Genomic DNA, 14845 nt, shown 5'->3' with positions numbered 1-14845 from the left:
GGGGCCGAGTGCGGAATTGCCTACCTTTATTCCGTCAAAAAACAATGAAACCTGCCAATCTGATTTTATGAAGAGATTTTACATGCTCGCGGCGGCGTTCCTGATGCTTTCGGCCACGGCCGCAAGCGGACAGCGTCCGTCGGAGTGCGGCTACGGGGCGTCGAATGCGCCCCGCAAAGTTGAAGTCACCGAACGGGACAAACAGCGTGCGGCCGAACTGACCGCCAAGATGACCCTCTCGGAGAAGATCGCCTACATTTCGGGCCTCCGGTCGTTCTACATCCGCGCCGTCGAGCGGCTCGGGATTCCCCAGATACGCATGGCCGACGGTCCGCAGGGCGTAAGGAACAACACCAAAAGTACGCTCTTTCCCTGCGGGATGATGACCGCGGCGACGTGGAACCGCGACCTCGCTCTCGACTTGGGGCATGCTCTGGCACGCGACTGCCGGGCCCGCGGCGTGAGCATCCTGCTCGGTCCCGGGGTGAACATTTATCGCAGTCCGATGTGCGGACGCAATTTCGAATATTTCGGCGAAGATCCCTACCTGACCTCCGAGACGGCCGTGGGCTATGTCCTCGGCTTGCAGGACGGGGGCGTGATGGCGACGATCAAGCATTTCGCCGTCAACAATCAGGAGTGGAGCCGCCACAACGCCAGTTCCGACGTCGACGAACGCACGCTGCAGGAGATTTACTTTCCGGCTTTCCGCAAGGCCGTGCAGCAGGCGGGCGTGGGGGCCGTGATGGACAGCTACAACCTGATATGGGGCGTTCATGCCAGCGAGAACCGGTGGCTCAACGTCGATGTGCTGCGCGGCCAGTGGGGTTTCGACGGCATGGTGATGTCGGACTGGACGTCGACCTACTCGACGGCCGGGATGATGTACGGCGGCCTCGACCTCGAGATGCCCAAAGGGTGGTATTTCAACGAGGAGAGCATCCTGCCGCTGCTGGAGAGCGGGGTGATCCACGAAAGCCAGATCGACGAGAAGGTGTGCCACATCCTGCAGACGCTCTCGGCGTTCGGGTTTCTCGACAAGCCGGCTGCGGGTGCGGCCGTCAACGAAGACGACCCTGCATCGTCGCAGACGGCCCTCGACATCGCCCGCGAGGGTGTCGTCCTGCTGAAGAACGACGACGGCCTGCTGCCGCTCAAACGGAGCAAAGGGCGGATACTCGTGCTCGGGCCCAATGCCGAGCGCGTGCCCCACGGCGGCGGCAGCGGTGCGGTGACGCCTTTCCACACCGTGTCGGTCTACGACGGGCTGAAACTTGCGGCCGGTGAAAAGGCCGTGGAGATACTCTCCGACAAACGGCTTTACGCCGGTATCGACAGCCGGGTCTATCCCGATTCGCTGTCGGCCGTCGCCGGGACGGGCGAAACGGGTTACAGGGCCGTCTATTACCTCGGGATCGACCCCGTGGGCGAACCCCTGCACACGCGCACCGAACCGTCGGCCGCAGGCAGTTGGGGTTACGGCGCACCCTTTGAGGACATGCCCGCCGACGGATATTCCGTCGCATGGGACGGCTTCTACAAAGCCGCGGAGGACGGTCTCGTGCGCGCCGTCATGTCGGGAGACGACGGTTATCGCCTCTTCGTGAACGGCAAGCTGCTCGACGGCCACTGGTCGCGGCACGGGCTGTCGTCGAAGACCGCATTCTTCCCCGTCGAGAAGGGCGGCGTCTACCATTTCCGGTTCGAATTCTTCGAGGCCGCCGGCGAAGCCCGCGCGCAGCTCGAACTCGGCATCCGGCAGGAGGAGCTGCTCCGCAAGGCCGCCGGGGAGGCTTCGGCGGTCGTCTACTGCGGCGGATTCAATGCCGACCTCGAGGGCGAAGGCTTCGACCGGTCGTTCGAACTGCCGAAGTCGCAGACGGCCGATCTGGAACTGCTCGCCGGGCTGAATCCCAACCTGATTATGGTGCTGCATGCCGGAGGCGCCGTCGATTTCAGCGGCTGGGGCGACCGTGCCGCCGCCATCGTCATGGCGTGGTATCCCGGGCAGGAGGGCGGCCGGGCCGTGGCCGAGGTGCTGACGGGCAAGGTGTGCCCCAGCGGGCGGCTGCCCATATCCATGGAGAAGGCTTGGGCCGACAATCCCACGTTCGACTCCTATTACGACCGCCGCAACGTGGCGCACAAGCGTGTGACCTACACGGAGGGCGTGTTCGTCGGCTACCGGGGTTACGACCGCAGCGGGAAGGCGCCCCGCTATCCGTTCGGGTACGGGCTGAGCTATACGACGTTCGCCTATTCGAACCTCACGGCCGAGCCGCTCGGGGGCAACCGCGTGAAGATCGCTTTCGACGTGACCAACACGGGGAAAGTCGACGGCAAGGAGGTGGCGCAGGTCTATGTCACCGATTGCGAGGCGTCGGTGCTGCGTCCGAAGAAGGAGCTCAAGCACTATGCGAAACTCTCGGTTCCGAAGGGAAAGAGCGTACATGTGGAGCTGGAACTCACCGATGAGGCGTTCGGCTATTACGACGTGGCCGGCAAACGGTTCGTCGTCGAGCCCGGCGACTTTACGATCGGTGTGGGCGGCAGTTCGGACAACCTGCCGCTCAAAGCGACGGTGACGCTCCGATAGCGGCAGTCCTTGTAAATAAAAGCCCCGGCGTCGGAAACGCCGGGGCTTTGTTTATTGTGCCGAGGAGGCGTACTCCGACGGCGTGACCCCGAAGCGGGCCTTGAAGCATTTGCCGAAATAGGAGGGCGTGGTGAAGCCGACCATGTACATCACCTCGGTGACCGTGAGTTTGTCCTGCTTGAGGTAGAGGGCGGCCTTGCGCAGCCGCACCTCGCGGATGTATTCGACGACGCCCATGCCGTTCAGTTGCTTGATCCGGCGGTATATCTGTTTCGACGAATAGTGGCTCAGTTCGACGAGCCCGGCAGCCGTGAATTCGGGATCGTCGATGTGGGCGTTGATGATGTCGGTGATCTCCTGCATGAACACCTCGTCGGGATTGCGCACCTCCTCGACCTTGAGGGTCATCATCTGCTCCTGACGGATCTTTTCGAGGTACTGTTCGTGCTTGATGAGCAGCAGGATGATGCGGCTGTTGAGGTATTTCAGGCTGAAGGGCTTGGAAATGAAAGCGTCGGCGAATTCGTAGGCGTCGAGTTCGGTCGTGCGGTCGTGTCTGCCCGTCAGGATGATGATCGGCAGGAAGGTCGTCGCCAGCGAGCGGCGGATTCTGCGGCTCATCTGAAGTCCGTCCATCACGGGCATCATGATGTCGGTGATGACGAGGTCGATCTTGTTCCCGGCCAGCAGCGCGAGCCCCTCCTTGCCGTTCTCGGCGCAGACGAACGTGTAGTCGTCGCCCAGCGACGCCGTGATGAAGTCCCGGATGTCCCGGTTGTCCTCGACCAGCAGGATGATGGGTTTGCGCTCGTGGTTCCACACCTTCGAAAGGCTGTGGAGCGAGAAATCCTCGCTCTGGTTATCGTCCTGCATGATGAACGAGTCGGCCTTCATGGTCGAAAGCCGCAGCGTGAAGCGGCTGCCCTTGCCCGGGACGGAGGAGACGCTCACCGAGCCCTTGTGCATCTCGGCGATGGTCTTCACCAGATAGAGCCCGATGCCCGAGCCGTGGATGTTCCGGTCCTGATTCGAGGCGGCGCGGTAATACTGGTTGAAGACATAGGGGAGCTCCTCCTTGAGGATGCCGATGCCGGTGTCCTCGATGGTGATGTCGGCGTAGATCAGGTCGTCGGTCTCCTTGCCGACGGTGACGCTGACCAGCACGCTGCCGCCCGCAGGGGTGAATTTCAGGGCGTTTGACAGCAGGTTGTTCAGCGCCGACTCGATCTTCACGCGGTCGAGCATGAAGATGTAGCGGATGTTGTCGCAGTAGAAGCGCGTGTTGATGCCCTTGTCGGTGAACGCCGGCGAGAAATCGTCGTAAACCTTGCGCGTGAGGTCGACGATCGATGTGGCCGACGGGATGAACAGCGCGCCGTTGTCGGTTTCGTTGTCGGTGACCATCTTGTCGATCAGCAGGTGCATTTTCTCGGCGTTGCGCTGCATCGACACCAGTTCCTGACTGTGGAAATTGTTCGCCTCGGTCGAAATGAGTTTGCCGACGTGCCCCAGAATGATGCTGAGCGGGGTTTTGAACTCGTGGGCCAGATTGGCCAGAAAATCGGATTTCATCTTGACCATCTTCAGCGCCTTGTCGCGCTCTTCGTGTTCGAAGGCGAGCTGCCGGCGGGTGCGGACGGTCGTGGCCACCGCCACGAGCAGCACCGTGGCCAGCAGCGTGTAGACCAGCCACGCGATCGGACCGGCATACCACTGCGGACGGATGTCGACCCGCAGCGAGGCCGTGTTGCTCTGGATCTGCCCGTCGGACATGATCGCCCCGACCTCGAAGAGATAAGAGCCCGTCGGCAGGTTGATGAACGTGGCGTGGTTACTGCCGTTCTCGGTGATCTGCCAGTCGTCGTTCAGCCCCTTGAGACGGTAGGCATAGCGGTGTTCCGAGAGCGAGAAATCGAAGTCGGAGAACTCCAGCGTGAACGAGTTGCGGTTGTGGGGAAGCACCAGCCGCTCGGTGACGTCGATGTTCTTCGTCAGCAGCACGTCCCGGCCGAGCGGCTCGCCGACGCCGATGCGGTGGTTGTTGATGTTCAGTCCCGTGATGCGGGTCCTGAGCGACTCCCTGCTCAGCGAGAAGTCGTTGCCCGAGATCACGTTGTAGCCGTCGGTCGTGCCGGCGTAGACCTTGTCGCCGTCGACAAGGCAACTGAGCAGCGGATTATAGCCTATTTTGTGACTGACAATTTCCCCCCCCCTCATCCGGGTGTCATAAGCCGACATGATGGCGTCGCTGATGGTCCAGACACGCTCTTCGCCGGCCGTCACGACCCAGATGGGCAGCCGCGGCCCGGGAATCTCGCGGATGGAGTCCTCGTGCCAGACGTAAAGTCCCGTGTTGGTCCCGATGAAGACCTTGTCGCCGTAGCTGTCGAGGGCCTGAGCGCGCACGCCCTTGGGCAGGGCGACGGGGCGGATCTCGCCCGTCCCGGTGTCGATCGATACCGTGCCCTCGTCGGTGGCTACGAAACAGCGGTCGTTGCTGATGGTGATTTTCGAGGTGATGTTGCTGGGGAACCCCCGGTTGTCGGTGCTGAAATGCATGTCGGCGCAGTAGCTCCGTCCGGGGGTGGCCAGCAGCCGTTTCTTGTCGACGACGAAGACGCCTCCCTCGTAGGTGCTGATCCACAGCCGGCCCCGGTTGTCCTCGCAGATGCCGTACATCCACGACGAGTTGTAGCGTCCCGTGGGTTCCGTGACCGTGAACTGGCGGAACCGTCCCGTGGCGTATTCGTACCGGTCCAGTCCGCCGTCGGAGGCGATCCACACCCCTTTGTCGTCGGCATAGAGGCTCCGGATCTTGTTGTGCGAGATCTTCCGGTCGGCGGGGCCGCCGTCGGATTTGAACCACGTCGTGGCGTCCCGTCCGACCCGGATGAGCCCGTTCTTGCCGCCCAGCCAGAGCGCGCCCTCGCGGTCCCTGCACATGGCCCTGATGGCGAGGCCCTCGTCGCTGCGGGTGATGGATTTCAGCCGGACGAAGCTGTAAAAACCGCTCTGCATGGTCATGCAGATGCCGTGGTCGGTGGCGACCCAGATGTTGCCGCGGTCGTCCTCGTGGATGCGCGAGACGACGTTGTCCGAGATCGAGGCCGCGTTGCCCGACTCGTGCATGATGTGCCGCCGCTGGCCGTCGGCACCGGAGATGTAGATGCCTTTGTCGGTTCCCATCCACAGGCTGCCGTCGCTGCAGCGCATGAAGCAGCGCACGGGGATATCCCTGAATTCGATGGACGTTTCCAGCGTCGCGGGGTTGAACCGCACCAGTCCGTATTCGGTGCCGAGCAGCAGGGTGCCCTTGCCGTCCCCGGCCGAGGTGATGTCGCAGATGAGGTTGCTGTGCCAGCGGTCGAAGAACGGGATGTCGATCTCGCGCACGCTGCCGTCGGCCGTGCGCTGGTAGATTTTGTTGTACGACCCGAAATAGAGCGCTCCGTCGGCCTCGCAGCAGCAGGCGATGTGCCGCTCGCTGACGACCTCCTCGGCACGGACTTTTTCGAGGCCCTCCCCGTACCCCGTGAGCAGCATCAGTCCCGAGGAGGAGCCGACCCACAGCGAGTCGTTGTGCTGGAGCAGGGCGCGGATGTGCCGCGTTCCGCAGGCATCGAGGTGTTTGAAATTGTCGTGCTCGGGGTCGTAGAGGCACAGTCCGCGGTTGGTGCCGGCGAGCACTCCGCCGTTGCCGTCCTCGACGCGCAGGAGCGTGTTGACCGTGTTGTGGCAGAGCGAAGCGGGGTTGTTGCTCTCGTGGGTGTAGGTCACCGAGCGGTGCGAATCGTAGCGCGTCAGGCCGTGCGTCGTGCCGGCCCAGATGTAACCGTTCCGGTCCGACGTGACGGCGAAGACCGGATCGAAACTGTCGTTGAACTGCTGGAAATCGGGGCTTGTGATTTGGGAACGGCCCTCCTGCGCGAAGCATGCGAAGAGGATCAGCAGTCCCCCGGCGACCGATCTCAGGGTTATCTTGCTCGCTGTCATAGATTCCGCCTTTATTTATAATAGTGTCCGGGTTTTGAGTTTAAAGTATCGTTACAACACCAAAGATAGAACAAAATTGCCAGTTCCGCACCGCCTGTCCGAATCGAAATACAAGTTGTCCGATTTGTTATAATCGCGTAAAATTAAAATACGGACCTTTGCCATACCACGACCACACTGTGATTATTAACTACTTATTGACCCGATATGAACTTTACGAAAAAAATCTTCGCTCGCTTCAATGCCGTTTCCTGCGGCGGTATCGTCGTTGCCGCGCTGTCGGTATGCGTCGCCGCCGGTTGTTCGAAAGAGTCGGGCCCGGACGACTCGGGGACCCCGGGGTCGAACCAGACCGTAAAGCTGGTCCCCGACCGCACGTCGGTCATCCGCAATCCGCTCTCGGGTTGGGTGATGTATCTGGGCCGCAGTTGGGACGAGAATTTCTGGACGACGGCCGGTTACGACAACATGCAGACCTCGGACGGTTCGACCGTCAGGGTTTCGGACTATTCGACGACGGCCTATCTGCGCACGAGCTGGGCGTCGCTGGAGCCCAACGAGGGCGAGTATGTGTGGCGCGACAAGAGTTCGCGCTATTCGCGGATGCTGCAAAGCTGTCTCGACCGCGGTCTGAAACTGGCCCTGCGCATCGTCTTCGACGGCCGCGATCAGGGGCAGAACACCCCGATGTACGTCATAAATGCGGGCGCGAAATACTATGAGGCGAGCAATATCAAGACTCCCTATATGGACGACCCCGTCTTTCAGGAGAAATACGCCAAGTTCATCGAGGAGCTGGCCAAGGATTTCAACGATCCCGACAAGGTCGATTTCATCGACGCTTTCAGCCCGGGCAAGTGGGGCGAGGCGCATGCCGTGCTCTATCAGGACAACAAGAACAAGGCGGCGGCTTTCGACTGGATGACCTCGCTCCATGCGCGCTGTTTCACGAAGGTACCTATATTTATAAACTATCACCGCATGATCGCCGACTCCAACCAGAACAGTTGGAGCGACGTGGTCCCCTCCGACACCGAAGGGCTGCTGCTGAGCGCCATCGAGAAGGGTTACAGCATCCGTCACGACGCCTTCGGCATGACCGACTATTACAAGGCGTGGGAAAAGGGTTTCGCATCGTCGTGGAATTTCAAGCGTCCGGTGCTCATGGAGGGCGGCTGGATCACCGACGGCACGCACCGCTACTGGATCGACGGCTCGGGCAACTACCGCGAAGGACATCCCGAGGATGTGCGCAAGGGTGAGTATGACCTCAGCGCCGAGGCACGGGTCAACATGATGGACTTCCGGGTCAACAACGAGGTCAAGACCTGGTTCGGGACCGCGTTCAATCTGGTCCGGGATTTCGTGCAGAAGGGCGGCTACCGCCTCTATCCCGACATGGTGTCCGTCCCCTCCGAGGCCGGTGCCGGCGCACGCGTCAGCGTGTCGCACCGCTGGGTGAATCTGGGATGGGGCTACTGTCCGAACAACATTCCGCAGTGGAACTACAAATACAGGGTCGCCTTCGCGCTTCTCGACGGGAACGGCGCGGTAAAACAACTGTTCGTGGACAAGGATTCCGACCCTGCGGAGTGGATCAACGGTACGCCGACGTCGTACAAGTTCGAATTCCCGCTGACGGGCGTCGCCGCCGGAACGTACACTTGGGCCGTGGGCATCGTGGACACGACCAGAGAGAACGCGATAGGCATCAATCTGGCGTTGCGGGCCGATCAGTTGACGGACGGCGGCTGGGCCAAACTGACGACGCTGACCGTGCGTTGAGGCCCCCGTATCAAAACGGACAAATCCAATAATAACCATTTAACTTATCTGCAATGAAAAATTACAGAGGAGTGACTGCTTTGCTCCTTTTCGTGCTCATGGCGTGGATGCTTCCGTCGCATGCCAAACCGGCGAAAACGCTCCGGTTCGAAGCCGATACGGTCCGGGTGCTCCGGAATCCGCTCAACGGTTGGGTCATGTATCTCAACCGCAACTGGGACGGTGATTTCTGGGAAAAGGCCGGTTACGACGCGATGAAAACCTCCGACGGGAGCGTCGTCAAGGTGTCGGACTACGCATCGACGGCCTATCTGCGCACGAGCTGGGCGTCGCTCGAACCCGAGGAGGGCCATTACGCATGGCGCGACAAGAACTCGCGTATCTGGCGGCTCTTCAAGGCGCTCCGCGACCGCGACATGCGCATCGCCCTGCGTATCGTCGTGGACGGCCGTGACCAAGGCCAGAACACGCCGATGTACGTCATCGACGCCGGCGCCGAGTATTACTCTTCGGGCAAGGGCGTCCACAAGTCGCCCTATCCCGACGATCCCGTCTTTCAGGAGAAATACGCCAAATTCATCACGGCGCTGGCCGAGGATTTCAACGATCCGGACCATGTGGACTTCATCGACGCCTTCGGACTGGGTAAATGGGGCGAATCGCACGCGATGATCTACAAGGATGCGGCCAACAAGGTGCCCGTATTCGAGTGGCTCACGTCGCTCTATTCCTCGACCTTCACCAAAGTGCCGCTGGTCATCCACTACCACCGCAAACTGGCCGATACCAACAAGGACAGTTGGGGCGACGTGGCTCCCGAGACCGAGCGCCTCATCGACATCGCCATCAGCAAGGGCTACTGCCTGCGTCACGACGCCTTCGGCATGCACGACTACTATCAGGATTGGGAGAAGGAGTTCGCCCGCAAGTGGAACTTCCGCCTGCCGATCCTCATGGAGGGCGGCTGGATCACGGCGGCGCACCACCGCTACTGGATCGATTCGAGCGGCAAGTACCGCGAGGGACACTCCGAGGACGTGCGCCGCGGCGAGTACGAGGCGTCGAAAGAGGCCCATGTCAACATGATGGACCTGCGCATCAACGACGAGGTGGCTTCGTGGTTCTCGCTGGCGTTCGATCTGGTGAAGGGCTTCGTGGCCGAGGGCGGCTACCGCCTCTATCCGAGCGAGGTGAGCGTTCCCGAGCGCGTGCGCCGGGGGGCCGACGTCAGGGTCCGCAGCGTGTGGAACAACATCGGCTGGGGCTACTGCCCGACCAACCTGCCGCAGTGGAACCAGTGCTACAAGGTGGCGTTCGCCCTGCTCGACGCCGACCAGAAGCCGGCATATGTGTTCACGGACTATCGGTCCGACCTCTCGAAGTGGATTAAGGGCACTCCCGTGGCGTATGAAACGCCGATCAGTCTCGACGGCGTCGCCAAGGGAACCTACACTTGGGCGACCGGACTGGTCGACACCCGCAAGGAAAAGACCGTCGGCCTTGAGATCGCCGTCGACGAGCGGCTGCTGGCACCCGGCAAATGGCTCAAACTCGGTCGGGTGGAGATCCGATAGACCCGGTAAGTAACTTAATAACCAATTCTAATTCATAACTTACATGACAAACTTATTCTCAACAAAGCAAGTGCGCAGGTTCATACTTGTCCTTTGCACGTTGTGTGCCTTCCCGGTCATTGCATCCGCACAGGCACTGCCCGTGTCGGGAGTCGTCAGCGATGAGAACGGAGCGCCCCTCCTCGGCGTCACCGTTTTCGAGAAGGACGGCCGGAACGGTACGGCCACCAACACCGAGGGCCGTTACTCGATGAACGTGAAGAAAGGCGTCACGCTCGTCTTTTCGTACATCGGCTACGAGACCTATGAATGTCCCTACAACGGGGAAACTACGCTGAACGTCACGCTCAAGCCGGACGCCAAACTGATGGACGAGGTCGTGGTGATCGGCTACGGCGCCGTCAAGAAGAAGGACCTTACGGGTTCGGTGTCGGCGATCAAGGGCGACGACTTGGTGGCACGTCAGACCACCACGCTTTCGACGGCGTTGCAGGGCTCGGTTTCGGGTCTGCTCGTGACGCGCGACAGCGGTGCGCCGGGCGCTTCGGGTACGATCAAGGTGCGCGGTATCACGACCATGGGCGACAACAACCCGCTGATTATCGTCGACGGAAGCCCCTGCGACAACATCGACTATGTCAATGCCAACGACGTGGAGAGCGTATCGGTGCTGAAAGACGCTGCCGCCGCCTCGATCTACGGTTCGAAGGCCGCTGCCGGCGTGATCCTGATCACCACCAAGCGCGGCGCCAAGGAACGGACGAACCTCACCTACAACGGCGAGGTGGGCTGGGAGGTTCCCACCATGCAGCCCGACATGGTCGGCGTGACCCGTTACATGGAGATGTACAACGAGCTGCTCTACAACGACAACCCCGCAGCCGGATTTTTCCAGCAGTACTCGTCGGATCAGGTCAAGAACTGGATCAGCTACAACAAGACCAATCCCAACCAGTATCCGCTGACCGACTGGAAGAGCCTGATCATGAAGGATTCGGCCCTCAAGCACAAGCACAACGTCTCGATCAGCGGCGGTACGGACCTCGTGCGGACGAAGGTGTCGTTCTCCTATGACGACGTCGACGGTCTCTACGGCGAGCGCAAGTACCAGCGCATGATGCTGCGCGCCAACAACGACGCCACCATCGTCAAGGACAAGCTCTTCGCCACGGTCGACATCAACATCCGCCGCGGAAAGAACATCACCCCGAACTTCAGTCCGTTCGACATGATGCGCAAGATGCCCGCCATCTATGCGGCCACATGGGACGACGGACGCATCGCCGAGGGTAAATCGGGCGCCAACCCCTACGGTCTGCTCGTAGGCGGCGGCAACGCCAAGGCATGGAGCACCCAAGTCGGCGGCCGCGCTTCGCTGGAGTACAAGCCGGTCAAGGGGCTGAGCATTCAGGCCGTCGTTTCGCCGTTCATCAACTACAGCAAGACCAAGACCTTCAGACCGGCCGTATGGTACACGCTGGCCGACGACCCCGAGACGATCGGCGGATACCTCGACTCGGGTTCGAGCTGGAGCACCAACAAGCTGACCGAGCAGCGCAACGACAACTACAACGTCACCAGCCAAGTCATTGCCAACTATATAGCCTCGTTCGGACGCAACGGCAACCACAACCTCAACGTGATGGTCGGCTACGAGAACTACCTCATGAAGAGCGAGTCGCTGAGCGCCGCCCGCGACAACTTTGAGTTCACGCAGTATCCCTACCTGAACGTCGGTTCGGAGGACTACCAGACCAACTCGGGAACCGGTACGGAGTACACCTCGAACTCGGTGTTCGGGCGTATCATGTACGATTACGACGGCCGTTATCTGCTGCAGGCAAACGTCCGCCACGACGGTTCGTCGCGTTTCGCGAAAAAATACCGCTGGGGTACGTTCCCCTCGTTCTCGGCCGGCTGGGTCGTGACCCGCGAGAAATTCATGGAGGGAACCGAATCTTGGCTGGACTTCATGAAGGTCCGCGCATCGTGGGGTATGCTGGGTAACGAGCGCATCGGCAGCAACTATTTCCCCTATCTGGCCCTGATGACCTTCAACGATGTCCTGTTCTACGACAAGGACGGCAACGTCGTGTCGGACAAGTCGGCCGCACAGCGCGCGCTGGCCGTGGAGGACATTACATGGGAGACCACCACTTCGACCGACATCGGCGTCGATCTGGGTCTTTTCCGCAACCGCCTGTCGGTGAATTTCGACTACTACTGGAAGGAGACGAAGGACATGCTCCTGACGATCAACATCCCCTACATCATGGGATACAACAACCCCAGCTCCAACGCCGGAACGATGAAGACCAACGGTTACGACATCGAGGTCGGCTGGCGCGATCAGGTGGGCGACTTCAGTTACGGAGTGAGCGTGAACTTCTCGGACTTCAAGTCGAAGGTGACGGACATGAACGGCTCGGAGCAGATCAACGGCAGCCGGATCAACCGTCCGGGATGCTACTTCAACGAGTGGTACGGCTATGTTTCGGACGGGATCTACCAGACGCAGGAGGAGGTCGACAATTCGGCGACCTACAATTCGAGCGTCAAGGTCGGCGACATCCGCTACAAGGATATTTCGGGTCCCGACGGCGTGCCCGACGGCAAGATCAACTCGGACGACAAGGTGCCCCTCGGAAACTCGCTCCCCCGCTGGCAGTACGGCGGTACGGTCAACCTCGGATGGAAGGGCATTGACTTCTCGATGGCGTTTCAGGGCATCGGCCGGCGGACCAGCTACATGGCGACCGAAATGGTACAGCCCATCCGCGACAACTACGGCAATATTCCGGCCATCATCGACGGCAAGTACTGGAGTCCGTTCAACACCGACGAACAGAACCGCAATGCCAAGTATCCGCGTCTGAGCAACACCGGAAAGAGCAACAACTACCAGACTTCGGACTTCTGGCTCTTCAACGGCGGTTACTTCCGACTGAAGAACGTGACCCTCGGCTACACGCTGCCCCGGAAATGGACGCAGAAGATCCGCATGAGCAACGTTCGGCTCTATGTGAGCGCATCGGACCTGTTCTGCATCAGCGATTATCCCAAAGGCTGGGACCCCGAAATGGGTGTAACGTCGTATCCTATCACGACTTCGATCTTGGTAGGTTTGTCTCTCAAACTCTAAAAGAAACATGGTTATGAACACAAGAAAAACATATATCGGCATCATCGCAGGTCTGGGTCTCATGGCTGCGGGATGCACGTCGATGGATATCACGCCGAAGGATCAGGGCAACAGCGCATCGTGGTATTCGACCGAGGTCGAGCTGCAGTTGGCTGTCAACGAGTTCTACATCCTCGGTTACTGGAACCGCCCGCTCGAGAGCAGCGAGCAGTGGACCGACAACACCACCTATCGTCAGCAGAACCGTGCGGCCGGCAGCGGCGGATCGGTGCTCGACGGTACGATGACCGGTTCGATGTGGGAGGTTTACTCCCTGTGGCAGCAGGACTACAAGCTCATCTCGCGCGCCAACACGCTGCTCGAGAACATTCACCGCGCAGAGGAAAACGGGGTCAATCCCGCCGCGATCAAGCGCTTCAAGGCCGAGGCCTATTTCGCCCGCGCCTGCAAGTATGCCGAGCTGCTGTTCTTCTTCGGCGATCTGCCCTACATGGACAAGTACATGACCATCAGCGAGGCTGAAGCCATCGGCCGCAAACCCAAGGAGGAGATCATTCCGCTGGTGTACGACGATTTCGATGAGGCCATCGACGGCCTTCCGGTATCGTGGGGCGCAGAGCATGCCCATCCCACCAAAGGCGCCGCCATGGCGATGAAGGCCCGGTTCGCGCTCTACATGGGCGACTGGGAGATCGCCGCCAAGGCCGCCAAGGACTGCATGGACCTCAATGTCTACTCGCTGGCATCGGACTACGGCAGCGTGTTCCTCCAGTCTACGGGCGTGATTCCCGAGAAGGTATTCGCAATTCCCCGTTCGATCGAGAACAGCGTGACGCTCGACGAGTGGTTCGTGAAGAACGGACTGCCGCGCAACGCCGGCGGTTACGGCTCCTACAACCCTTCGTGGGACCTGCTCGCCGCCTATCTCTGCACCGACGGACTGCCCATCGACGAATCGCCGCTGTTCAATCCGCAGAAGCCGTTCGAGAACCGCGACCCGCGCTGTACGGCTACGATCGTGGAGTTCGGGACGGAGCACGTCGGGTTCATCTACGATCCGTCGCCCGCCGCCACCAAGGTGCTCAACACCAAGACGGGCGCCATGCAGTCGAACAACGACAGCCGCGCCGTGGCGCAGTACGCCTCGTTCAACGGACTGGTGTGGCGCAAGGGCATCGACCAGAGCTGGGTCGACAATTTCCCCAAAGTCGCCCCCGACTATATCATCATGCGCTATGCCGACGTGCTGCTGATGTACGCCGAGGCCAAGATCGAGCTCAACGAAATCGACGACTCGGTTCTCGACGCCATCAATACCGTGCGGGCGCGCGCCTACGGCGTGAAAGCCGGCGACACGTCGCTCTATCCCGCCGTTACGTCCAAAGATCAGACGACCCTGCGCCGCACGGTGCGCCTCGAGCGCCGCGTCGAGCTGGCCATGGAGAATCTCCGTCTGCAGGACCTGATGCGCTGGCGTCTGGCCGAGAAAGCCCTGAACGGTTACAACTACATCTACCTCTATCCCGCTTCGGAGTGCAAGGAGAAACTCGTGGACAAGAACCTGTGGCCGTGGCCTTCGACGCCCCAGATCGACGAGAACGGTCTGGCCGACTTCTCGCCGTGGGTGACGGCAGGGCAGGTCATGTACGGTGCGAAGCGCATTTTCCCCGAGCACCAGTATCTGTGGCCCATCCCGACCTACGACCGCGAGTTGTGCCCCAACCTCGAGGATAACCCGGGTTATTAGTAGTTAAT

At 60.6% G+C, this 14845-nt stretch carries 6 protein-coding genes; 5 read left to right on the top strand and 1 reads right to left on the bottom strand.

The window, feature by feature from the left end; translation table 11 throughout:
• The first annotated feature begins 67 nt into the window (after window positions 1–67).
• Window positions 68–2596 carry a beta-glucosidase gene (locus BN5935_RS03380; RefSeq protein ID WP_064974856.1) on the top strand — a complete coding sequence of 843 codons (2529 nt, stop codon included), beginning with the start codon at window positions 68–70 and terminating at the stop codon, window positions 2594–2596.
• A 51-nt stretch (window positions 2597–2647) separates the two neighbouring features.
• On the opposite strand, the gene BN5935_RS03375 is transcribed toward BN5935_RS03380, so the two are convergent.
• On the bottom strand, window positions 2648–6589 hold the full coding sequence (locus tag BN5935_RS03375) for a hybrid sensor histidine kinase/response regulator transcription factor (RefSeq protein ID WP_064974855.1): 3942 nt from the start codon (window positions 6587–6589) through the stop codon (window positions 2648–2650).
• Between the two features lie 207 nt (window positions 6590–6796).
• On the opposite strand from BN5935_RS03375, the gene BN5935_RS03370 reads away from it, so the two are divergent.
• From BN5935_RS03370 to BN5935_RS03355, 4 genes are all read left to right on the top strand, one after another.
• Window positions 6797–8374: a DUF4832 domain-containing protein gene (locus BN5935_RS03370; RefSeq protein ID WP_064974854.1), complete on the top strand. Its 1578-nt coding sequence runs from the start codon at window positions 6797–6799 to the stop codon at window positions 8372–8374.
• Between the two features lie 71 nt (window positions 8375–8445).
• Window positions 8446–9948, top strand: coding sequence for a DUF4832 domain-containing protein (locus BN5935_RS03365; protein WP_147625763.1), 1503 nt, complete (start codon window positions 8446–8448; stop codon window positions 9946–9948).
• Window positions 9949–10018: 70 nt separating this feature from the next.
• Entirely contained in the window at window positions 10019–13090 is a 3072-nt protein-coding gene (locus BN5935_RS03360) for a SusC/RagA family TonB-linked outer membrane protein (protein ID WP_235820997.1), read from the top strand.
• A gap of 13 nt (window positions 13091–13103) precedes the next feature.
• On the top strand, window positions 13104–14837 hold the full coding sequence (locus BN5935_RS03355) for a RagB/SusD family nutrient uptake outer membrane protein (RefSeq protein WP_064974851.1): 1734 nt from the start codon (window positions 13104–13106) through the stop codon (window positions 14835–14837).
• Window positions 14838–14845 lie beyond the last annotated feature (8 nt).

The organism is Alistipes provencensis (assembly GCF_900083545.1).
Taxonomy (GTDB): domain Bacteria; phylum Bacteroidota; class Bacteroidia; order Bacteroidales; family Rikenellaceae; genus Alistipes; species Alistipes provencensis.
The sequence above is the reverse complement of the archived record's forward strand: the minus strand, read 5'-3'. Positions and strand labels throughout refer to the sequence as shown.

Bases quoted from the DNA above. Each gene is read 5' to 3' on its own strand.
- BN5935_RS03380 (WP_064974856.1), top strand. From the start codon at position 68: ATGAAGAGATTTTACATGCTCGCGGCGGCGTTCCTGATGCTTTCGGCC.
- BN5935_RS03375 (WP_064974855.1), bottom strand. From the start codon at position 6,589: ATGACAGCGAGCAAGATAACCCTGAGATCGGTCGCCGGGGGACTGCTG.
- BN5935_RS03370 (WP_064974854.1), top strand. From the start codon at position 6,797: ATGAACTTTACGAAAAAAATCTTCGCTCGCTTCAATGCCGTTTCCTGC.
- BN5935_RS03355 (WP_064974851.1), top strand. From the start codon at position 13,104: ATGAACACAAGAAAAACATATATCGGCATCATCGCAGGTCTGGGTCTC.